The sequence below is a fragment of the Pigmentiphaga sp. NML030171 genome (assembly GCF_002188635.1).
Lineage (GTDB): Bacteria > Pseudomonadota > Gammaproteobacteria > Burkholderiales > Burkholderiaceae_B > Pigmentiphaga > Pigmentiphaga daeguensis.
The window spans coordinates 173,077-196,504 of the sequence record NZ_NINX01000021.1 but is presented as its reverse complement, the minus strand read 5'-3'; the positions used below and the strand labels follow the sequence as shown (position 1 = coordinate 196,504).

The window sequence follows — 23,428 nt, the reverse complement described above, 5'->3', positions numbered from 1 at the left end:
CTGGGCGGAAAGGCGCCGGCGCGGCCCGTCGCGAGCCCCGCGCCCGCCACGCCCCCGGATGCGTCCCCCGCCGCGCCCGCCGCCATGGGCGGGGCCGGGCAGGCAACCGGCATCCCCGACCCCAGCTACGTTTTCTTCCGGCTGATCCCCGATGGCCCGCAAGGTCCGCTGGGCGCGCTGGGCGTGCCGCTGACGGCGGGCCGCTCCATCGCGGTGGATCCGCGCACCACGCCCCTGGGCTACCCGGTCTTCGTATCCACCGGCGACCCTTCTCCCGCGGCCGGCACCGTCAACCGGCTGATGTTCGCGCAGGACACCGGCGGCGCCATACGCGGCACGGTGCGCGCCGACTACTTCTGGGGCTTCGGCCCCACGGCCGGCGACCGGGCCGCGCGCATGAAGGAAACCGGCCGGATGTGGCTGCTATTGCCGCGAGATCTCCAGACCGCGGCCATGACGGCCGCGGTGCGCACGCGCTCGCTGGGCGGCCCGGCGGTGCTGGCCGAATGCGTGGTCCCCGATCCGGACAACTGCGTGGAGCAGTAGGACATCTCGGCACCCGCCGGATGCCACGAGTAATAGGCCATTCGGCGAATGGCCGGGGCCGCCGTCCCCTCCTAGACTGCATGCTCCAACGCGCCGGATCGTCCGCCCATGCTCGAGGAACTCCTTCCCTACTACGAAGACGAGCTCACGCATCTGCGCAAGCTCTCGAAGGAGTTCGCCGCGCGCTATCCCAAGATCGCGGCGCGGCTGCTGCTGGACGGCGATGTCTACGAAGACCCTCACGTCGAACGCCTGATCGAGTCCTTCGCCTTCATCGCCTCGCGCATCCACAAGAAGCTGGACGACGATTTCCCGCAGATCACCGAGGCTTTCCTGTCGGTGCTGTATCCGCACTTCCTGCGGCCTGTGCCTTCGATGTCCATCGCCCAGTTGCTGCTGGCGCCGGGCGCGGAGCTGAGCGGCGCGCAGCGCGTCGAGCGCGGCACCACGCTGTTGACGCGCCCCGTGCAGGGCGAGCCCGTGCGCTACCGCAATGCCTGGCCGGTGGAGGTCTGGCCGCTGGAGGTCACGGCCGCCCGCTGTGAATCCATCGAACGCTCGGCCTTCGCGCTGCGCGGCGCGGAGACGGCCGCCACCATCAGCGTGCGCGTGGAGACCCGCGGCCAGGCCAGCTTCGCCAAGCTGGGCGTCGATACGCTGCGCTTCTACCTGGATGGCGAAAGCCCGCTGGTGCATGCGCTGCACGAACTGCTGCTCAACAGTACCAGCCGGGTGCAGATCGCGGCGGCCGAGGGACAGCCCGCGGCCGAGCCGCTGGAGCTGCCCGCCTCCTGCCTGCGTCCGGTGGGCTTCGGCGAGGGCGAAGGGCTGCTGGACTACGATCCCCGCTCGTTCCTGGGCTACCGGCTGATCCAGGAATACTTCGTCCTGCCGGAGAAGTTCCTGTTCGTGGACCTGGCCGGCCTGGACCTGCGCCGCTTCGCCCGCGGCATCGAGATACGCTTCCTGCTCGCGCCCTTCGGCCGCCAGGAGCGCCTGGGCCGGCTGGAGCAGACGGTGGGCCGCGATACCTTCAGGCTGCATTGCACGCCCATCGTCAATCTTTTCTCGCAACCGGCCGAACCGGTGCGGCTGACGCACGAGCTGCACGAATATCCCGTGATCCCCGACGTGCGGCGTCCGCTGGGACTCGAGGTCTATTCGGTGGACGGCGTGCGCCGGCACACCCGCGGCGTGTCGCAGGAGCACGTACGGGAGTTCCTGCCCTTCTTCTCGGTGGCGCACGGCCTGGAGCAGGAGCCCGGCACCTACTGGATCGCCCGCCGGGTCCCTTCGTCGCAGCCGTCGGACGAGGGCACGGACATGCGCATCGCGCTGGTCGACAAGGACATGGATCCCAGCGTGCCGTCGGTGGACACGCTGTCCATCATGCTGACCTGCACCAACCGCGACCTGCCGGCGCTCCTGCCCTTCGGCGGCGAGGACAGCAATCTGCAACTCGAGGACGCCGGCGCCGTTTCCGGCGCGCGGCTGCTGAAGAAGCCCACCGCCACCTGGCGCGCGCCCATGCGCCTGGCCAACCAGTGGCGGCTGATCTCCCACCTGGCGCTGAACCATCTGTCCATCGTCGAGGGCGGACGCGAAGCGCTGCTGGAGATACTGAGCCTGTACAACTTCACCGACTCGGCCAGCCTGCGCAAGCAGATCGCCGGCATCGTGGACGTGGCCGGCGCGCCCTCGGTCGCACGCGTGGGCGCGGCGCCGCGCCAGGCCTTCGTGCGCGGCACGGACATCACCCTGACCTTCGACGAAAACCAGTACGTGGGCTCGGGCGTCTACCTGCTGGCCTGCGTGCTCGACCGTTTCTTCGGGCTGTACTGCACGGCGAATTCCTGGACCCGGCTGACCGTGCGCACCTTGCAGCGCGAAGCCGCCATGGCCACCTTCGCCCCGCGCTCGGGCGACCAGCACCTGGTGTAGCGCCATGGCCGCTCCCGTCCACAGCCACCTGGCCCTGCTGCAAGCGCATCCGGAGCGATATGGCTTCTTCCAGGCCGTGCGGCTGCTGCTGCGCGGCGCCGGCATACCGGCGGGGACGCGCGCGATCCCTCCGGACGCCCTGCGCTTCGGCGCCACGCTGGGCCTGTTCTTCCCGCCGAACGAGATCGCCTCCATCGACCGGCCGGCGTGGGCCGGCGCCGACGGACCGCAGCTGATGCGGGTGAACTTCATGGGCCTGGCCGGCCCATCGGGCGTCCTGCCCCGCCACTACACCGAGTGGCTGATGGTCCTTCGCCAGGCGCGGGATCCAGCCGCGCAGGATTTCCTGGACCTGTTCAACCACCGGCTGATCGAACTGTTCTGGCGCGCCTGGGCCCGCCATCGCCCCGAGGTCGCGCTGGAATCGGATGCCGAGTCGGGCGTGCACCGGCACGTCTACGACCTGATCGGCATGGGCACGCCCCATCTTTACGGCAGCCTGTTTCCGCGCCGCGCGGCAGGGTCCCAGGCGCGGCGGCGCCCGCTGCCCGGCTCGGCGCTGGGCTACTACGCCGGCCTGCTGTCGCAGCGGCCGCACGGCGCCGGGTCGCTGGCCCAGGTCATGAGCGACTACCTGCGCGCGCCGGTCGCGGTGGAAAGCTGCGTCGGCACCTGGCAGGAGGTGCCGGCCGGCGACCGCACGCGCCTGGGCCGGCAGGCCGCGACGCTGGGGCGGCAATGCGTGCTGGGCAGCCGCTTCTGGGACCGGCAGAGCACGCTGCGGCTGCGGGTGGGACCGCTGCGGCGCCGCCATTTCGAGCAGTTGCTGCCGCCGCCGGACAAGCGCGCGGGCTGGCTGGACGGCACGGTGGAGCTGGCGCGGTTCATGACCGGGCTGGCGCTGGACCTGCGCATCCGGCTGGCGGTCCGCGCCGACGAAGTCAGGCCGCTGCGGCTGGGCGGCGCCACCACGGATGCCGCCCGCCTGGGTTGGAACACCTGGCTGGGCGGGCGGCGCAGCGCGCGGCCGGCGGACGACTGCGAATTTCAATTCAGCGCAACGGGAGGCCAGTCATGGCGGTGAACCTGCGGGCTTTGGTGGGACGCCTGAACGGCGTATGCAAGGGCGCCATGGAGGGAGCGGCCGGCCTGTGCCTGTCGCGTACCCACTACGACGTCGAGATCGAGCACCTGCTGTCCAAGCTGCTCGAGACCGAGAACACGGACGTCACGCGCATCCTGCGCCAGTTCGACGTCCCCCCCGACCAGGCGCGCAAGGAACTGGACCGCGCGCTGGATACCTTCAAGACCGGCAACTCGCGCACGCCGGCGCTGTCGCCCCATCTGCCGCTGCTGCTGGAACGCGCCTGGGTGTTCGCGTCGGTGGAATACGGCGAGGCCAGGATACGCAGCGGCCATCTGCTGATCGCGCTGCTGGCGGATGCCGACCTCAGGCGCCTGCTGGCGCCCGCCATCAAGTCGCTGCAGGGCATCAACCTGGAATCGCTGCAGCAGAACTTCCACGCCATCGCCGCGGCGTCGGTGGAAGCGCGCGACGCCCTGGCGCTGGGCGACACCGGCGCACCGGCCGACCAGGCGCCGGCGGCCGATGGCGCAGGCGGCAAGCCCAGCGCGACGCCCAACCTGGACCGCTTCTGCATAGACCTGACGCAACGGGCGCGCGAGGGCCACCTGGACCCGGTGCTGGGCCGCGACGAGGAAATACGGCTGATGGTGGACGTGCTGTCGCGGCGGCGCCAGAACAACCCCATCCTGACCGGCGAGCCGGGGGTGGGCAAGACCGCCGTGGTCGAGGGCCTGGCGGCCCGCATCGTGGCCGACGACGTGCCGCCCGTGCTGCGCGGGGTGACGCTGCTGTCGCTGGACCTGGGCCTGCTGCAGGCGGGGGCCAGCGTCAAGGGCGAATTCGAGAACCGGCTCAAGGGCGTGATCGACGAGGTCAAGCGCAGCCCCAAGCCCATCGTCATGTTCATCGACGAGGCGCATACGCTGATCGGCGCGGGCGGCGCGGCCGGCCAGAACGACGCGGCCAATCTGCTCAAGCCGGCCCTGGCCCGGGGCGAGATGCGCACCATCGCCGCCACCACGTGGAGCGAATACAAGAAATACTTCGAGAAGGACGCCGCGCTGACCCGCCGCTTCCAGGTGATCAAGGTGGAGGAGCCCGCCGACGCCAAGGCCGTCGGCATGCTGCGCGGGGTCGCGGCGGCCATGGCGAAGCACCACGGCGTGCGCATCCTGGACGAGGCCGTGGCCGATGCCGTGAAGCTGTCGTCGCGCTACGTGGCGGGGCGGCAGTTGCCGGACAAGGCCGTCAGCGTGCTGGACACGGCCTGCGCCAAGATCGCGGTCGGCCAGCATGCCACGCCGGCCGCGGTGGAAGACGCCCAGCGCAGGCTGGAGGCGCTGGCCACCGAGCGCACGCAACTGGAGTCGGAGGCCGCCACGGGCCTGGACCATGCCTGCCGCCTGGCGGAGATCGCGGCCGACACGGCACAGGTCCAGTCCGCCCTGGAGCGCCTGAAGGAAAAATGGGCGGCCGAGCGCAAGCTGGTGGCCGAGATCGGCACCCGGCTGGATGCGCTGGCCGGCCTGCCGGCCGACGCCCCCGAGCGCGCCGGCGCCGCGCAGGAACTGGACCGGCTGCGCGCCGAACTGCGCGCCGCGCAAGGCGATGCGCCCATGGTCCACGCGCTGGTGGACGGCAACGCGGTGGCCGAAGTGATCGCCGGCTGGACGGGGATCCCGGTGGGCCGCATGGTGGCCGACGAGATCGACGCGGTGCGCCGGCTGGACACGCTGCTGGCCGAACGCGTGATCGGCCAGGACCATGCCCTGCGCGCCATCGCGCAGCGCGTGCGCACTTCGCGCGCGAACCTGGAGGACCCGAACAAGCCCAAGGGCGTGTTCCTGCTGGTGGGCACCAGCGGCGTGGGCAAGACCGAGACCGCCATCGCGCTGGCCGACATCCTGTACGGCGGCGAGCGCAACATGATCACCATCAACATGTCCGAATACCAGGAGGCGCACACCGTCTCCAGCCTGAAAGGCTCGCCGCCGGGCTACGTGGGCTACGGCGAGGGCGGCGTCCTGACCGAGGCGGTCCGCCGGCGGCCCTACAGCGTCGTGCTGCTGGACGAGATCGAGAAAGCCCACCCCGACGTGCTGGAGCTGTTCTTCCAGGTGTTCGACAAGGGCAACATGGAAGACGGCGAAGGGCGCGAGATCGACTTCCGCAACACGCTGATCATCCTGACCTCGAACGCCGGCACCGACCTCATCATGCAGGCCAGCGACAACGGCCGCATCCGGCCGCCCGTGGACGAGCTGCTGGAGCTGCTGCGGCCCGACCTGCAGGAAACCTTCAAGCCCGCGTTCCTGGGCCGCTGCGCGCTCGTTCCCTACTATCCGCTGCGCGACGAGAACATGAAGCGCATCGTGCGGCTGAAGCTGGACAAGATCGCCCGCCGCATACGCGCCAATCACGCGGCGGCGTTCGAGTACGACGAGGCGCTGGTGGACGCGATCGCGCAGCGCTGCACCGAGGTCGACTCCGGCGCCCGCAACATCGACAACATCCTGACCGGCACCCTGTTGCCCGAGGTGGCCGATCTCGTGCTGGCCCGCATGGGCGCGGCCGAGCCGATCTCCCGCATCGGCGCCGGCATCGGGACCGACGGCGGCTTCGCCTACACCATCGGCTGACGGCCATGGCCATCTCCACCACCGAACGGCTGTTCGACCTGGCCACGCCGCTGGGCGAGGACGCGTTGCTGGTCGAATCCTTCGAGGGGCACGAAAGACTGTCCGAACCCTTCCGCTTCCACCTGACGCTGGCCTCGGAACAGGAGGACATCAAGCCGTCCGCCCTGCTGGGCCAGCGCGTGACCCTGCGCGTCTACACCGAGGACGGCGAGCGCCACTGGACCGGCTGGGTATCGAGCTTCGAGCGCGCAGGCGAGCCGCGCCAGAACGACGACGACAACCACAGCACCCGCTACGTCTGCGACGTGGTGCCGTGGTTCTGGTTCCTGCAGTTGCACGAGGACTCGCGCATCTTCCAGAACCAGAGCATCCCCCGGATCGTCGAGGCCCTGTTCAAGGAATTCAGCTTCTCGGACTACGAACTGCACCTGACCGAGGACTATCCGGACCTGGTCTATTGCACCCAGTACCGGGAAACCACCTTCAACTTCATTTCGCGGCTGCTGGAGAGGGCGGGTATCCACTACTTCTTCCGCCACGAGGAAGATGCCGAGATCATGGTGCTGACCGACAACCGGGACAACAACCCCAGGCTGGAGACGGCCACGCTGCCCTTCCACCAGCAGATCCTGCTGGAAGAGCGCGACGGCATCTCGTGGCTGTCGCGCCGCTTCGCCTCGCGCACCGGCCGCTACGTGTCCAACGACTACGACTTCACCAAGCCCGGCACTGATATGCGGGTCTCGATCAATTCCCTGATACGCGTGGGCAACAACGCCGAGTTCGAACGCTACCGCCATCCCGGCGGCTATGCCGAACTGGCTGACGGCGACCAGTTGACCCGGGTGGAGATCGAGGCCGAGGAAGTCGAGTACGAGACCCTGGAAGGCGCCAGCAACGTCCGCACGCTGACGCCGGGCTATGTGTTCGAGCTGGAAGACCATCCCATCGACGCCATGAACGAGGAATACCTGGTCGTGTCGGTGGAGCACAGCGGCACCAACAACCTGGGCGACCTGGGCGGCGAGCGGGCCAGCACCTATGGCAACCGGATATCGGTGATTCCGCACCGGGTGACGTACCGCGCGCCGCAGCGCACGCCCCGCGCCCGCGTGAACGGACCGCAGACGGCCGTGGTCGCCGGCCCCAAGAGCGAAGAGATCTACACCGACGAGTACGGCCGCATCAAGGTCCACTTCTTCTGGGACCGCCGCAGCCACCGCAACGAGAAGAGCTCGTGCTGGCTGCGCGTGGCCCAGGTCTGGGCCGGCAGGCAGTGGGGCGCGATGTTCATCCCGCGCATCGGCCAGGAAGTCATCGTCGATTTCCTGGACGGCGACCCGGACCGGCCCATCGTGGTGGGCAGCGTCTACAACGCCGACAACATGCCCCCCTACGCGCTGCCCGCGGAACAGACCAAGTCCACCATCAAGACCATGTCCAGCAAGGGCGGCGAGGGCTTCAACGAGATCCGCTTCGAGGACAAGAAGGGCGAGGAGCAACTGTTCGTGAACGCCCAGAAAGACATGGACCTGCGCGTGGGGAACGACCGCCGTGCCGCCATCGGCAACGACGACCACCTGGTGGTCGAACGCGACCGGCTGGACGAGATCAAGCGTCACCGCCACGAAAAGATCAAGCAGGACCGCGTGGCCGAGATAGGCGGCGACGATCACCTGAAGATCACCGGCATGCAGGCCGTCGCCATCGCCGGCTCGCAGTCGGTGAAGGTGGACGGCGGCGTGGGCGAGTCCTTCAAGAGCCATAGCGAATCGGTTTCGCAAAGCTACTACCTGAAGGCCGGCATGAACGTGGTGCTGGAGGCCGGCGCCAAGCTGTCGCTCAAGGTCGGCGGCAGCTTCATCGACATCTCGGCCGGCGGCATCTACATCCAGGCGCCCATGGTGATGATCAACAGCGGCGGCGGCCCGGCCTCGGGCAGCGCGGCTTCGCTCGTGTCCCCCATGCAGGCGATGCAGGCCGCGCTGGCCACGCGCGCCGACCCTGGCCAGGTCTTCAAGGGCGGCGGGGACGGCGACGAGCCGACGCACGACCCGACGTCGGAAGAGAACCAGGACAAGACGCACTACATCGAGGTCCAGCTGCTGGACGAGGAAGGCCAGCCCGTGACGGGCGAACGCGTGAAGTTCAAGCTGCCCAACGGCAAGACCGCCACCCGCTCCACCGACCAGGAAGGCGTGGCCCGGGTGGCGCGCCTCGACCCGGGGAACTGCGAGATCAGCTTCCCCGGCCTGGACGATTCGGCCTGGGAGTAAGCCATGCCCAACTACACGGTGGGAGAGAACGACAGTATCGCCAGCATCGCCAAGGACCACGGATTCCTGTGGAAGACGATCTGGGAACACGGCAACAACGCCGGCCTGCGCGCCAAGCGCAAGGATCCCAACCAGCTCGTCCCGGGCGACGAGATCTTCATTCCCGACAAGGGGACGAAGTCGGTCAGCAAGCCGGTGGACGCCCGCCACACGTTCACGCGCAAGGGCGAACCGACCAAGCTCAAGCTGCGGCTGACGGTGCTGGACGAGCCGCGCGCCAAGGAAGCCTATACCCTGGTCTTCGGCGACAAGGTGATCCACGGCGTGACCGACGGCGACGGCAAGCTGGAGCATCCCATCCCGGGCGAGACGCGCAGCGCCACGTTGACGCTGTCCGAGGGCGCCGAGGTCTACGACATCGCCATCGGCGCGCTGCGTCCGGTCAGCGACAACGCCGGCGTGCAGCGCAGGCTGGAGAACCTGGGGTTTGATTGCGGCGGCGAGAGCGGGAGCATCGGCGACGCCACGCGTGATGCGCTCAAGCGCTTCCAGAGCCAGTATGGGTTGGAGGCGACCGGCGAGCCGGATGATGCGACGCGCGCCAAATTGGAAGAGCTCCATGTGTAGGACATTGCATGGGATCGAGTTCTTGATCCGGTCTTGTCTGGCGCGGAGGGGGCAGGCAGGGGGGGCCGAGCGCAGCGAAGCCGGTCCCGCTACGCGGGACTTCCCGGTGGGGATGGGGTTGGCCCCCCCTGCCTGCCCCCTCCGCGCCAGACAAGACCTGCACCCTGAGTCGCGTGGATCAAACGTAGTTAACCCATCCAGGGCGAGAATCGTGGCAACGCAAAGCCGCAGGCCTTGGTTGGTGTGGCGGGGCCGCCCAGCCCCCGGGGCGCATTCGGAGCCGCCGGTTTGGGTGGGCTCGGCGGGGAAGCAAGGGCGCAGCTGTTTGAGGGCGGCCTTAGGAACAGTCCGGGGGACTGTTCCCGCCCGAGTTCTGCGCCCGCCCCGCCGGGTCCACCCAAACCGGGAAGTCCCGCGCAGCGGGACCGGCTTCGCTGCGCCCCGGGGGCTGGGCGGCCCCGCCACACCAACCAAGGCCGGGTCAAGAACTCGAATCTCTCCGCAATGGATATCACCCCCGCACCACGCCGGCGCCCCGACGACGACCGAGGAGAAATAAGCGATGGGACTACTCGAAAGCGCGGCCGGCACAGCAGCGGACAAAGCCGATAGCGTCGCCGGCAAAGACTCCACCCTAGGCGGACTGATCGACGACGTCGCCGGCAAGCTCGGCGGCGGTGCCGGCGGCGTCCCCAGCGGCACCCCGTACTACTACGCCCGCGAAACACTCAACGACAAACTCGGCCAACCGCAAAAACTCTTCCTGAAACCGACCGCCCAGGGCTCCGAAAGCCAATCCTCGGACGAGAACCGAGGCAGCCGCCCCATGCCCATCGAATTCATCCACTTCGGCAAGGTGCACGGCGACATGAACGACACCTTCGCCGGCAAAGGGCCGCCGGGCCACGGCGTAGGCTGCCGCGACGCCCTGCTGCGCGAGACCATGCTGCTGTTCAGCTTCGTCGATGCCGCCAAGCACGTGCTGGAAACCAACATGCAGGGCGCGATCGGCAACGCCATGGAAACCGTCGGTTCGCTGCTGGGCAGCGGCCAGAAGTCCGCGGCGGTCGGCCCCGAGCAATTCACGCCGCTGCTGGTCAAGATCCAGGCCACCGGCGACAAGCTGAACGTCGGGTCGATCGATTACCCCACCCTGCACCAGGCCGGCGTGGACCTGCACCAGGTACGCGCCGATTTTGCCGTGCTGTGCGCCTCGGCCTTCAAGCCGGGGGCGGGCGGAGGCGCGGGACTGCCGTCGCTGCCCCTGCCCGGGCCGCTGGGCGCCGTTGGCGGGGTGGGCGGGTTCATTGCCGACATTCCCAAGTACCTGTTCAAGGCCCAGGATACGTACAAGGCCATGTTCCAGGCGGCGCGCGCGGAATACGAAGCCGGCATCGAGGAAGCCTGCCGGGCCTTCTCCGTGGCGGCGATACGGGACGGCCGCGAACCTACCTTCGGCATCTGGTTCTTCGAGAAGGAAGCGCCGGACGCGCAAGGCGCGGCCCCGCCCGAGCCAGCCAAGACCTACGCCGACAATCCCCTGGGCAAGGCCGAGAAGGCCGTCGACGATGCCCAGGACAAGATCGAGGAGGCGCAGGAAAAGGCCAAGGGTGCCCAGGAATCGCTGACCGACTGGCTGGAGACGGCGGGCGCCCGCACGCGGCCGGGCACCGCCGCCCTGGCCGCGGCCTTCGCCACGCTGGCGGGCGGCACGCGCTGGAACGAGCCCCGTACGGATCCCAAGAACCTCGACAAGATCGTTCCCGCGCCGGTGCTGATTTCGCGCGCGATCGCCCAGGGTACCGGCATCCAGCCCTTGCCCGGCTTCGTCGACACCGTGGTCCAGGAGATCGCCAAGGCCTCGGTCGCCATTCTCGAGCGCGTCTACACCAACCTGCTGCTGGCAGCCGGAGACGGCGATCTTCGCGTACTGACCGCGCTGTCCACGCGCGAAGCGCTGAGCAAGTTGATCGTGGACCTGGTGTTCAAGCTCGCGGGCTTTCCTCCTCCTGGAGACAACAAGAAGGCCGAAGGCGAGACCCAGCTCGGCAAAGTCAGCATGGGCAAGCAGCAATTGCTCAACAAGGGCGCGGAACTGTTGCGCGACTTCCTGACCAGGCACGCCGCCCACCTGGACGTCATCATCGATTTCATCGCCGAGGAGCTGAGCGCGGAATTGCAGAAGATGCGTGGACAGGCGCTCAGCAAGGATGCGCGGACCATGGAGATCTGGCTGGGCCGGTTGCCCATGCTGCTGGCCCTGCAGGTTCGCAATACCTTGTTTCCGCTGTTCAACCTGCTGCTCGATGCCTTCGGCCTGGGCGATACCGTGGGTCAGACCGTCTGGAATCCGGTGCGCGACAAGATCAAGCAGGCCACCGGCATGGTCCAGGACGTCAAGCACACCAAGGACAATCTCCTCGAAGCCACGGAACAGGCCAAGGAAAGCGGCAAGAAGATGGACGACGCGGTCAGCCAGCTGGGCGACAACAAGTTCAACTTCCTGGATCCGGCCAACAGCGCCAAGGACATGAAGGACAAGGTCGGCAACGTCGACCGGGCACGCAAGGACGGCGTGCAGGACGTCCTGGACAAGGCCACGGGCGCGGACGAAGACAAGGCCAGGTCGCTGCTTGCCGGCGGCGACGAGGATGCGCCGCCCGCCGGCGATGCCCCCTTCAGCAATATCCGGGTAAGCGACAGCGCAGCGGTCCGGCCCGAGAAGCCCGACATCGATCAGGTCGGCAAGGTCGTACTGGGCACCGAGGCGGCATAGCGGCGGCCAGTTCGGCCCGCCCTGGTCAGGGCACCAGTTCGGTCACCTGTCCCGGCATGGTGATGGTGATCACCCCGCCCCAGTTGCACATGCAGGTCGACGTGTTGTTCAGGACCGGCTGGTTGGCCAGCATGACGGTGGGCGAACCGGGTGTCCAGGGCGAACTGGTCGCGGGCACGCAGGGCATGGGGGTGAGCACGCCCAGGGCGGCGGAGGTCGCCGAGGCGACCGTAGGATTGCCAAGGCTGGCGCACATGCCGAAGGGCATGATGTTGACCATGGGCTTGTGGTCCATGATGTTGGCCGCCGGCTGGTTCGAGGACATCATCCGATTGACGGGCAGCACCACCAGGGACGAGGGCGCCAGACCGAAGCTGCATTGCAGCAGCGCCCCATTGACGACGTGCATGGCCATGGCGGTCCTCCCGCAGCGCGCCGGAAACCGGCGCGCGGCTACGAGCCGGTGGCGATGATTTCCACGCGCCGGTTCTCGGCGGCACGCGGATCGGCCGGATTCAGCAGTTCGGTCTGGCCCTTGCCCACCGTGCGCAGCCGCGCGGCGTCGACGCCATGGCCGACCAGGTAGGTCTTGACCGAAGCGGCACGGCGCTGCGACAGGCGCATGTTGTAGTCGGCCGACCCCACCCCGTCGGTATGGCCCGCCACCGTGAACGTGCGGCCCTTCAGCTCATCGGAGGCCAGGGCGGCGGCCAGGTTGTCAATGGACCGGCGCGAGCTTTCGGCGATCTGGTCCGAGCCGAACGCGAACTGGATCTGCATGGAAATGGCGGCCGGCGCGGCGGGGGCGGGCGCGGTTTCGGGCATCGCGGTGGCCTGGGACGAAGCGCCGGGACGCAGCGCGCGCGTGCGCACGCCGGCGGTGGCATCGTCGCCGCCGCCGGCCTTGAGCTGGTCGATGATCTGGTTGACCGAGGGGGTCTCGGTGCCGAAGTTGCCGGACTGGGCATGTGCCGGGTGCGGGATCGCAAAGGCGGCCGCGCAGGCCAGGGCCGCGGCGGCGAAAAAGCCCGGGGGAAAAGCGCGGGGCCGGACGGAGGTTTTCATGGCGCGCACTCCAGGAAGATGGGCAGGCGGATGCCATAGTGTGCGCAAATCCCCGATCCGGATCGATATGCCAAGCGGCCTATTCCATCGCCTACGGACGTGGCGTCCCCCGGCGGCCGGCCTGCCGGCGGCATAGACCCTCTGCCCTATCGCCGCGCGCGCCGGGCTTACGTAGATTGCGGATACCGCTTTCACGAATCTTCGAATCTTCGCAACGTGCTCCGAACATCCGCGCCGCCTCTGTTGCCGCTCCTGCGCCGGTTGGCCATCCTATGGCTGGCCGCGCCATTGGCCGCGTGCTGGGCGGCCGACATGACGCTCATCCTGGACGATACGGCGCAGCAGTACGGCGAATTCGCCGCGCAGTTGCGCAGCGTCAACGCCGCCTCGCACCGGCTGACCCAGGGCAAGGTCGACATCCTGCCGCTGGACTCGCTGCGCCAGCTCGGCGCGCCACAGGCGGCCGCGCCGCGGGCCGGTCCGGACGACGGCGATTCCGTCCTGGCCGGCGTGCGCACGCGCAGCGCGCGCGGCTCCATGCTGCCCGATACGGCGTCATCGGCCTCCCCCCCGCCCCCGGCGCGCGCCGAGGGCAGCGACCCGGGCGTGCTGGTCGCCGTGGGCCCGCGAGCTGCCCGGGCCGTGGTCCAGCGCGCCGGCAGCGAACCCGTCCTGCCGGCCTTGCTGGGCCGCCTGGACTACGAGGAACTGCGCGCCCTGCCGGCGCTGCGCCGCCCCGAACGCGCCATCGCCGTGCTGCTGCGCGACCCGGCCGCGGCCGAGCAGCTCAGCCTGATAGACGCCGTGCTGCCCGGCAAGCGCCGCGTGGGCGTGGTGACCGCGCCCCAGGCCGAACCGCTGATGCGCGAGCTGGCCAGCGCCGCCCTGGCCTGGCCCGCCCAGCATCCCTCGCGCGGCGGCCGGCCCTGGGCCATCGCCGCGGCCGACGCCCCCGACGCCAATGCGCTGACCGGGGCCTTGCAGGTCGTCGTTCCCGCCAGCGACGCCCTGCTCGTGCTGCCCGACCCGGTGGGATCGACGTCCGCCGCGGCCCTGGCGCTGCTGCAATCGGCGGCCACGGCCAACCTGCCCGTTTTCGCCACCAGCGAGGCCATGGTGCGGGCCGGCGCCGTGGCGGCGCTGGTCCCCGGCAACGCGCAGCTGGCCGAGCAGGCCCATGCCCTGGCCGTGCGCCTCAGACAGGCGCCTCCCGGTCCGCCGGTGGTCGAGGCGCCGCGGCGGTTGACGGTACGCACCAATCCCCACGTGGCCAAGCGGCTGGGCCTGGCCTTGCCGCCGGACGAGGCCCTGACCGCGGCCGTGGCGCGCCGGGACTAGGCCTGTTCCGCTCCATGGCTCTCATGCTCCCCGCCGCGCTTCGATCGGACAGTCTGCAACGGGACCTCATACGCCTCGGGGTGCTGCCGTGCGCCACCGCCGCCGTGGCGCTGACCCTGTGGTTCACCCACGAACGGCTGGACGCGCTGGAGCAGGCCTTCCGCGCCAACGGCGCGGCGATCGCCCGGCAGCTTGCCGTGGCCAGCGACCTGAGCCTGTATGCGGGCGACGTGGAAACGCTGCGCGACCTGGCCGAGAACATGGTGGCCAAGGGGATCGCGTCGCGCGTGGAGATCGGCAACGGCGCGGGCATCGCCATCGCGGCGGGGCCGGAGTCGGGCAAGCTCAAGCACGCCCGCCCTTTCGCCGAACCGGTGCGCCTGCGCGCCACGCGCGGCCTGACCGACTACCCCCGCCCCGGCGGACCGGCGCTGGACATCGGCACGGTGCGCGTGTTCCTGGACGATGCCCAGCACCGGAGCGCGCGCGCCGCCTCGATGCTGGCCGGCGGCCTGATAGGCGGCACGGCCCTATTGCTGGCCTGGCTGTCGGCCCGCCACATGGCACGCGCCGTCGTCCGGCCGCTCAAACGGATCTCCGCCACTGTCTCGTCCTTGCAGGAAGGGAAGCTGGACGCCCGCTGCGGTCCGTGCGGCCGCAACGAGATCGCCGCCCTGGCCAGCGACGTCGACCACATGGCGCAACGCCTGCAGGACGCCTACTCGTCCCAGGAAGAGCGCATCCAGGCCGCCACCCAGGAGGCGCTCGCGCGGCTGTCGCAGGCTGAACAGGCCACGCGTTCGCGCACGCGCTTCCTGGCCACGGCCAGCCACGACCTGCGCCAGCCGGTGCATGCGATGGGACTGTTCATCGACGGCCTGCTGCCCACCGCCAGCCCCGCGCAGTTGCCCGCCATGCAGCGCCTGCAGGAAGGCACCCAGGTCATGAGCGCGCTGCTGGACGCGTTGCTGGACATCTCGCGGCTCGACGCCAACGTGCTGTCGCCGTCCTATGCCCCGGTGCGCGTGCGCGACCTGTTCGACCAGCTCGACGCCATGCATGGCGCGGTCGCGCGCGAGGCCGGCGTGGAGCTGGTGTGGCGCGACCGCGGCCGCGCGGTCATGACCGATGCGGGCCTGGTCATGCGCGTGCTGGACAACCTGGTGCGCAACGCCGTGCGCCACAGCGAAGGCGGCAGGGTGCTGGTGGCGGCCCGGCGCGACGGCGCCGCCACCCGGATCGAGGTGCGCGACAACGGCATCGGGATCGCGCCCATCCAGCAATTGCGCATCTTCGAAGAGTTCTACCAGGTCGCCAATCCGCAGCGCGACCGGCGCAACGGCTTCGGCCTGGGCCTGTCCATCTGCGCCCGCATCGCCCGCCTGCTGCAGACCGACATCGGCGTGCGATCCGCGCTGCGCCGGGGCAGCACATTCTCGCTGCTGCTGCCCAGCACCGACGCACCGCCCGTGGCGCCCATGGCCGCCGCGTCCGAGACCGCCGGCACGACCTCGCTGGACCTGGACTGCCTGCTGATCGACGACGACGAGGCCATCCAGGAAGGAACGGCCCACCTGCTGCGGCAATGGAACTGCCGCGTGGACCAGGCCCTTACGGCCGGCGACGCGCTGCGCAAGCTGCGCGACGCCAGCCGGCGCTACGACGTGATCCTGTGCGACCTGCAACTGGGCGACAGCGACGACGGGCTCGCGCTGCTGCTGCAGGCGCGGGAGCTGCGGCCGCGCGCCACCGCCATCATGATCTCGGGCACGACCACGCCGGACATCCTGCAGCGGGTACGGGAAGCCTCGGTCACGCTGTTGACCAAGCCGGTCGCGCCCGCCAAGCTGCGGGCGCTGCTGGGACGCTGGACGCCGGCCGGACGCGGCGCCCGGTCGGCCAGTCTCTAGGTCCCGTTCCCCCTAAAAATCCGAGCAGGCGTTGCGGCGATCGGTGGACACGCAGTTGCTCAGGTTCGGCCGTGTCCGCACCCGGGACCATTCCCGGGCCAGCACGTCGCCCGCCTGCTCGACCCGGTCGCCGGCGATCGGCCCGGTGGCGAAGCACATGGCCACGGGGGCCAGGTTCCGGTCGTACAGATAGGTGGTCGGTATCTCGCGCTGAAGGTCCACGCTGGGCAGGGTGTAGCTGTTCACGGTCAGCACGCCCGGCACGACGTTGATCAGATATCCCTCGGCCGAGACGAAGGGTGTGACCGCGGTCACGGCATAGGTGCCGGCCGGGCTCGACGCGGTGGCGGCCGAGCCGGCCGTGCCGCTGATGCCCGCTCCGGTATCGCCCAGAATCAGGCCCTCCAGTGTGTAGCCCAGGGCGGGATTGCCGATGCCGGCCGGCCGCGAGGCGCTGTCCAGCGTCACGGTCACCGTCGGTTGTTGCCGGTAGATGAAGTGGTTGTCCGCGTCGGCGATGGATGCGCCATAGGCGCGGCCGTACAGGTTGGGCAGCGTGCCCGAGCCGGCCATGCCGCCGCGCGTCTCGCCCTCCCAGGTGTCGGCCCATACCCGCCAGCGCCCGGAAGTATCGATGCGCGCGCCGTCCGGATTCTGGAAGCGCGCCGCCGCCACCAGGTCGGCGGTGCCGCCGGTCACGCCGGCATCCAGCGTCAGGTCGCCGGACTGGGTCCGCACGACCGTGGTGGCGGCGGAAATGCCTCGTTCCGAGCCGGCCACCACGCCTTCCCCCGCGCCCAGTGTCGGCAGCGTGACTTCGCCTATGCGCAGGGCATCCGCGTCGGTGTAGGCGAACCCGCCACGCGCCCCGCCCGCCACCGTGCCGACGCGGTTCGATGCCTGGTCCAGGACGACGCTGCCGTCCGTGCTGCGGGCCGCCAGTTCGTCGGCGATGATCGAGCCCGACGCATTCTGGCCGATGTCGCCGCCGGCAAGCAGCGCGACCGTGGCGGCCTGCACGGACTGCCCCAGCGTCACGTTGCCGGCGTCCGCCTGGAGCACCATCGCCCCGGCCGCGGCCGAGGCGGCGGCGATGGACAGATTGCCCGAGGTGGCCCGCACGAACGCATCGCCGGCCGTCACGCCCGAGGCGGAGACCGTCTGCGGCGCGCCCGCCCCATCCAGCCCGGCGGCCGTCACGGTCGTCACGGCCAGGTCGCCGGTGCCGCGATAGGCCAGGCTGCCGGCCGCGCTGCCCGCCAGCGCGCGCACGTCGTTGCCGCCGTTCTCCAGCCGCACGTCGCCGCCGGTCGAACGCGCCAGCAGCGCATCCGCCGCGATGCCGCCGGACGTCGATTCGGTGATCCCTCCCGTGGCGAGCAATGCCACGGTCCGGGCCCGCACCGCGGCGTTCACGGCCACGGCGCCGGCATCGGCCTGCAGGCTGGCGGCATCGGTGGCCGTCACGCCCGAGGCGACCGTCAGGCTGCCCGTCCGCGCCGCGACCCGCACCGTGCCGGCCTGCGCACCGGCCACGGTCGATGACGACAGCCCACCCCCCGCATCCTGGGTGGCGACAGTGGCCTCGCCGACGGTCAGCGCATTCGCGTCCGCGTAGCGCAGCTCGGTGGCCGCACTGCCCGCGAACACGCCGGCGTCGTTGCCGGGGGCGGTCAGCGTCACCGACCCGGCCGTCGACCGGGCCGCCAGCGTGTCCGCCGTGATGCCGGCGCCGGCCTGCTGGCCGATGTCTCCGCGGGCCAGCAGGGCCACGGTTCGCGCCTGCAGCGATTGCCCGACTTGCACGCTTCCCGCGTCCGACTGCAAGGTCAGCCCGTTGGCTGCGTTCGAAGCCGCCTGGACCGACAGGTTGCCCGTGGTCGCCTGGACGATCGCATCGGTGGCCGTCAGGCCCGAAGCCGCGACGGTCTGCGGCGTGCCGCTGGCGTCCAGCGCCCCCGCCGTCACCGTTGCCACCGCCAGGTCGCCGCTGCCGCGATAGCGCAGGTCGCCCGCGGCGGATGCCGCCAGCGTACGCACGTCATTGCTCCCCGCCGCCAGTTGGACGTCGCCCGCCGTGGACCGGGCCAACAGCGCGTCGCCGGCAATGGCGCCGGCGGCGGCCTGCGTGATGTCGCCGCCGGCCAGCAGCGCCACCGTGCGCCCCTGGACCGCGGCACCCACTCCGATCGCCCCGGTGTCGGCCTGCAGGCTGAGCAGGTCGACGGCCGAGACGGCGGCGGCGACGTCCAGATCGCCCTTGCGAGCCGCGATCTGCGTCGTATCGGCCGAGATCCCCGACGCGGCAACGGCCTGCACGTTGCCCGCGGTGTCATGGCCCACGACGGCGGCATTTCCCAGGGTCAAGCCGTCGGCGTTCGCATACCGGAAATCGGTGGCCGCGCTGCCCGCCAGGATCCCGACCCGGTTGCCCGCGTCCGTCAGCGTCACGCTCGCGCCGGTCGAACGGGCGACCAGCGTGCCGGCGGTGATGGCGGCGCCCGCCTGCTGGCCGATCGCGCCGGCCGCCAGCAGGCCCACCGAACCGCTGTCCAGGGTCCGGTTGAGCTGGATGGCGCCGGCATCCGCCTGCAGCGTGATGGCGGTCGGCGCGGTAATCGCGGCATTGGCCGTGATGTTCCCGGCACGGGCCTGCACGATGGCGCGGTCGGCCGAAATGCCATCCAGCGCCCGGGTCTGCACGCCGTTGGTCGCGGCGTCCATGCCCAGGGCCGACACGTTGCCGACCGTGATGCCGTCGGCATCGACGTAGCGGAAGTCGCCCGCCGCGCCGCCGGAAACCGTGGCCACGGCATTGCCCGCGTTGGTCAGCACGACGTCGCCCGTGGCCGATCGGGCCGCCAGCGCGTTCGCGGCGATCGCGGCGGTGGGCGATTGGGTCACGTTGCCGCCCGCCAGCAGCGCCAGCGTGCCGGCCGTCACGTTGTCGCCCAGCGCGATCGCCCCGCCTCCTTCGTTCTGCAGGGTCAGGTTGCCGGCCGTGGCCACCGGCCCGTCCACCGAGATGTCGGCGGCGTGGGTATTGCTGCCGACGATGACGTTGGGCGCATCCAGGTTCCCCATGTCGGCGTCCGACAGCGAGAACCCGTTGCCGCCCGCCCCGCCCACGGAAATCCGGGTCGCCGTGTGGTCGGTGGCATTGCCCGCGGCATCGACGCCGCCCGGCCGCAGGTTGATCGACGCACCCGACCGCACCGAGGCCGCGAGCGCGATCGCATCGGCGCTGCCGTCGTTGTCGGCCCGCAGGACGACGCCTTGCTGGCCATCGATGGCATGCGACGACAGGCTGGACGAGCCGCCTTGCAGGTCTATGCCGGCGCCGCTGCCTTCGGACTGACCCGCCACGCGCGCCCGGCCGGCCTGCGCGACCAGCGAAGAGTCCTCCAGGATCACGCCGGAAGCGGTCGTGCCCGCCCCCCGCGCCAGCCCGCGCACGTCCACGTCGCCACTGGCGGACTGCACGTGCGCCCCTTCCATCCTGACGCCTTCCGCGCCCGTCGACGAATCGCCGCCGCCGATGCCGACGATGGCGATGTTGCCGGACGTGGTCGTAATGATGGTGTCGTCGCTGCTGCCCGACGTCATCTGCACGCCCTCTCCATAACTGGAAGAGACGCCGCGCACCGTGACGCTGCCGCTGGCCGCGTCGATGCGTCCGCCTTCGATGTCCACGCTGGCCACCCCGTCGCCCGCGCCCCGCAGCAGGACGTTCCCGCCGGCGCCGGCATCGCTCTGGCCGACACGCGTGTCGATGACGCTGTCCACCAACCGGATGGCCGGCCCGCGATTGGAGCTGGCGCTGCCCGCCACCGGGTCGCTCTGGCCATACAGGCTGACCGATCCGCCGTTGGTGGTCAGCGTCGCGTTCTGGAAGGCGATGGACTGATCGCCCGACAAGGTGCCGCTTGCGTTGCTGTTGAACGCCAGGTCGAGCGCGCCCGCCTCGGACACGATGCTGAACGAATCGCCTCGTATGCCGCGGTACGCGTCCAGCGCGAACGCCAGCGGCGCCGCGCCGGTCGTGCGGCGGATATCCACGCCGCTGGCTATGGTGATGTCGCCGCCCGTGCCGCTGCCGGCCCCCGTCCCTATGCGTACGCTCGTGCCGGCATCCAGGGCGGTGTTGATGCTGGAATCCTGGATCGTGGTGTCGGCCACCGCCTCGAAAGGATCGGCCAGCGGCGCGCCCGGCCCGGTGCCGTGGACGATGCGGACGTCATAGGGATCGACGATCCAGTTTCCCGCCGCGCCGGTGACGGTCCCGGCATTGACCCGGACGCCGCTGGCGTCGACGCCGCCGCCGGAAGTCTCGATCCGTCCGCCGTGGCCCGCGCCCGTGCCCCGCGCCTGGAGCGAGCCGTGGACGCGCAGGCCATCCTGCCCCGTCAACAGTACCTTGCCGCCATCGCCCTCGGCGCCGGTCGAGTTCGCCTGCACGCGCGCGAAATCGTCCACGGCCGCCACGGCCTCGGCCCGCACCGTCACGTCGCCCCCGCCGCCGGCGCCGTCGGCCAGCAGCGCGGTGGCACCCAGCACGCCCACGTTGCGTCCGGTGACCTCGATGCTGCCGCCCCGGCCGTCCGCGCTGCCGGCGTCCACCTGCAGCGTCGCGCCCACCTTGGTCGGTTCGCCCGCCAGCCAGACGTCGCTGTCGCGGCCGGCGATGCGTATGCGGCCACCGTCGGTGGCGATGTCGGGCGCCGTCCCGCCCGGCGCCTCCAGGGCCTCGACGCTTTTCTCGATGCGCACGCCGCGCGCGGCGATGGTGGTGAAGGTCGCCCCCGAGGCGCCGTCGCTCTGGATGAGCAGGCCGTCGCCGCCCGCCGCCCCGGTGATCAGGATGTCGCGGCGCGGACCGGCCAGCACCCGGGTGTCGAGCATGTGCACGCCATCGACGGCCTCGATGGTGTCGTAGCCCAGCACGCCGAAGATGTCGGGCGACTGCGTCAGCGCGTCCAGGTTGGAGCCCTTGCCGTCGATCGTCACGTCGCCGCCGGCCGCCAAGGTGGTGTTCCGGATCGCCACGCCGGCTTCCGGGACCTCCACGGGAAGATTGTCGGCCAGCGTGGCATTGGCCGCCGTGCCGACGATGGTGATGTCGCCCGCCGCGTTCAACTGGTGCTGCGTGCCCCCTTCGCGGCGCCCGTCTATCCGTACGCCCGCCGCCGCCACGCCGCCGTGGCCGGTTATCGTGATGTCGCCGCCCGCCGCCACGCCGGTCCCGCTGAGGGTGACGCCCTCGCCCCCTTCCACGCCGCGGCCGGACGTCGCGTCGACGGTGGTGATGCCGGCCCCCGCGGCGGCCAGCGAACCGCCTGCCGAGCAGGCATCGTCGGCGCACAGCGACACGTCGCTCCAGCCGACGAAGATGCCGGCGCGGCGGGTCTGCGCCCGGCCATTCACGAAGGACGTGCCGCCGGTGGCCTTGCCGTTGGCGGCATCGCCTTGCCCGAACAGGCGCAGGTCGCCACCCCGGGTAGCGATGGTGGCGCCTTCCACGTCGATGCTGCCCCCGCTTTCCTCGACGAAATCGCTGGCGCCTTCCGGCCGGCGCATCGCGGCCTTGCCCGAGGAATCGGCGTTGAACTCGACGTTCAGCGCGCCCGCCTGCGACTCGATGCGCGCGCCGTTCCACATGTCGATGTTGCGCATGGCGTCCACGCGCAGGGTGGAAGTGCCGCCCTGGGTCTTGACCACGCTCGCGTCGCTCTCGAACACCACGTTGCCGCTCTGCCCCCGGCCGCCGTCGAGCGCGAAGCCGGTGGCGGCCACGGTCACATCGGTACGGTTCCCCAGCGCTTCGCCCACGGCGCCGCCGGATACCCGGCTGTCGTCACCGGCCACGGACACCTCGGTGGCGGGCCGTGCCGCCGGCGCGGTACCCACGGTCACGTCGCCCTGCGAGCTTATCGTCCATTTGCCGTTGGCGCCGCTGCCGGCGCCGGCCGCCGAGACATGGGCCGCCCCGACCTCGACCACGCTGCCCGACGTCTTGACGACGCCGCCCGCTCCGTCGCCCGCGGCATTCGCCGTCATGATGCCCGCCGCATGCAGCCCCGGGGCGCCGATGTCGACGGTGCCGCCGTTGCCCGCGGCCAGCGCATCCGCGTGCAGGCGGCTGCCCTCGTCCATGGTGACCGCCCGCCGGCCCGCCAGTTCGATGTGCCCGCCGCCGCCGTCGCCGGAGGCATCCAGGCGCGCCGATCCGGTCCGGATGCCGCCGGCCTCGATGCGGAGGGTGCCGCCCGACGCCCCCGCGGTGCCCGACACGTCCAGCGTGCCGCCCACCGCCACGTCCGCCTGGCCGGATGCGCCCAGGATGATCTCGCCGTTGCGCGCGGTCAGCGATTGTGCCCGGATCGTGCCCTGCTGGTTGACCACGCGCTGCGCCACCTGGGCCGAATCCGCCAGCACCGCCACCCGGCCGCCGTTGGCCTGGAGCACCGCGCCGCTTTCGTTGGTGACCGCGGCCATGCTGGCGCCGGCGTCCGGCGCGAAGCGGAACGTGGTCAGTCCGTCGCCCTGGAAGTCCAGCGTCACCTGGCGGGCCGACACCAGCCCCACGGTGCCGCCGTCGGCCACGATCTTGCCTTCGCCGCCGTTGACCACGGTAGCGGCCATCAGCGCGATGGTCGATCCCGGCGCGGTCAGGGTGCCCAGGTTCGTCACCGAAGCGGTGTTGGCGTCGTCGCGCTCGAACCGGAAGCGGCCCGCCATGAAGTCGGCATTGGAGATGTTGAGCGTCGAGGCGACCAGGCCGCCGGTCTCCACCTTGGAGCCCTGCCCGAACAGCACGCCCGCCGGATTGATCAGGAAGATCCGGCCATTGGCCGACAGATCTCCCGAGATGCGCGACAGGTCCCCGCCCAGCACCCGGTTCAATGCGATGCTGGAGGCGCCGGGCTGCAGGAAGCGGACCGCGTTGCCCGCGCCGATCGAGAACGTGCTCCACTCGATGATGGCGCGATCGCTCTGTTGCTGGATGGACATGACGTTGCCGCTCGTGACGGGCGCGAGCACGCTGCCCTGCACGGGATTGAAGCCGGTCGGCATCTGGGCGCCCGCGCTGGTGCCCACCAGGGCGAGCGCCAGCGCCAGCGGACGGGGACTCCAACGCTCCTGGGGCACCGCGGAAACGGGCCCGCGAACCTTGCGCGGGGAACGGATGGCTGCACTCATGTGATTCTCCTGGTCCCGGAGCG

Annotated in this window: 12 protein-coding genes; 9 read left to right on the top strand and 3 right to left on the bottom strand. The window is 70.7% G+C overall.

What is annotated here, in order from left to right; genetic code table 11:
* The 7 genes from CDO46_RS06085 to CDO46_RS06055 all read left to right on the top strand — a co-directional run.
* Positions 1-546: 3D domain-containing protein (locus CDO46_RS06085; protein ID WP_254914561.1), on the top strand; the 546-nt coding region annotated here is incomplete at its 5' end.
* 108 nt (positions 547-654) lie between these two features.
* Complete coding sequence (gene tssF / locus CDO46_RS06080; RefSeq protein ID WP_087837656.1) at positions 655-2,487, top strand: type VI secretion system baseplate subunit TssF; 1,833 nt, start codon at positions 655-657, stop codon at positions 2,485-2,487.
* 4 nt (positions 2,488-2,491) lie between these two features.
* Positions 2,492-3,571: a type VI secretion system baseplate subunit TssG gene (gene tssG / locus CDO46_RS06075; protein ID WP_087837655.1), complete on the top strand. Its 1,080-nt coding sequence runs from the start codon at positions 2,492-2,494 to the stop codon at positions 3,569-3,571.
* Positions 3,562-6,213: a type VI secretion system ATPase TssH gene (gene tssH, locus CDO46_RS06070; protein WP_165963018.1), complete on the top strand. Its 2,652-nt coding sequence runs from the start codon at positions 3,562-3,564 to the stop codon at positions 6,211-6,213. Before tssG ends, tssH begins: the two co-directional genes overlap by 10 nt.
* 5 nt (positions 6,214-6,218) lie before the next feature.
* Positions 6,219-8,489: a type VI secretion system tip protein TssI/VgrG gene (gene tssI, locus CDO46_RS06065; RefSeq protein ID WP_087837654.1), complete on the top strand. Its 2,271-nt coding sequence runs from the start codon at positions 6,219-6,221 to the stop codon at positions 8,487-8,489.
* A gap of 3 nt (positions 8,490-8,492) precedes the next feature.
* Positions 8,493-9,116 (top strand): peptidoglycan-binding protein, encoded by a 624-nt coding sequence (locus CDO46_RS06060; protein WP_087837653.1) that lies wholly within the window; start codon positions 8,493-8,495, stop codon positions 9,114-9,116.
* Positions 9,117-9,678: 562 nt separating this feature from the next.
* A complete protein-coding gene (locus tag CDO46_RS06055) occupies positions 9,679-11,892 on the top strand; it encodes a hypothetical protein (RefSeq protein WP_087837652.1) in 2,214 nt (737 codons plus the stop codon).
* 25 nt (positions 11,893-11,917) lie between these two features.
* Here CDO46_RS06055 and CDO46_RS06050 read toward each other — a convergent pair whose 3' ends face one another.
* Positions 11,918-12,307: a DUF4280 domain-containing protein gene (locus CDO46_RS06050; RefSeq protein WP_087837651.1), complete on the bottom strand. Its 390-nt coding sequence runs from the start codon at positions 12,305-12,307 to the stop codon at positions 11,918-11,920.
* Between the two features lie 38 nt (positions 12,308-12,345).
* Entirely contained in the window at positions 12,346-12,957 is a 612-nt protein-coding gene (locus CDO46_RS06045) for an OmpA family protein (RefSeq protein ID WP_087837650.1), read from the bottom strand.
* A gap of 312 nt (positions 12,958-13,269) precedes the next feature.
* On the opposite strand from CDO46_RS06045, the gene CDO46_RS06040 reads away from it, so the two are divergent.
* Positions 13,270-14,295 carry an ABC transporter substrate binding protein gene (locus CDO46_RS06040; protein ID WP_254914560.1) on the top strand — a complete coding sequence of 342 codons (1,026 nt, stop codon included), beginning with the start codon at positions 13,270-13,272 and terminating at the stop codon, positions 14,293-14,295.
* A gap of 14 nt (positions 14,296-14,309) precedes the next feature.
* Positions 14,310-16,205: a hybrid sensor histidine kinase/response regulator gene (locus CDO46_RS06035; RefSeq protein WP_087837649.1), complete on the top strand. Its 1,896-nt coding sequence runs from the start codon at positions 14,310-14,312 to the stop codon at positions 16,203-16,205.
* Between the two features lie 12 nt (positions 16,206-16,217).
* On the opposite strand, the gene CDO46_RS06030 is transcribed toward CDO46_RS06035, so the two are convergent.
* Positions 16,218-23,405, bottom strand: coding sequence for a filamentous hemagglutinin N-terminal domain-containing protein (locus tag CDO46_RS06030; RefSeq protein ID WP_087837648.1), 7,188 nt, complete (start codon positions 23,403-23,405; stop codon positions 16,218-16,220).
* Positions 23,406-23,428: the final 23 nt, after the last annotated feature.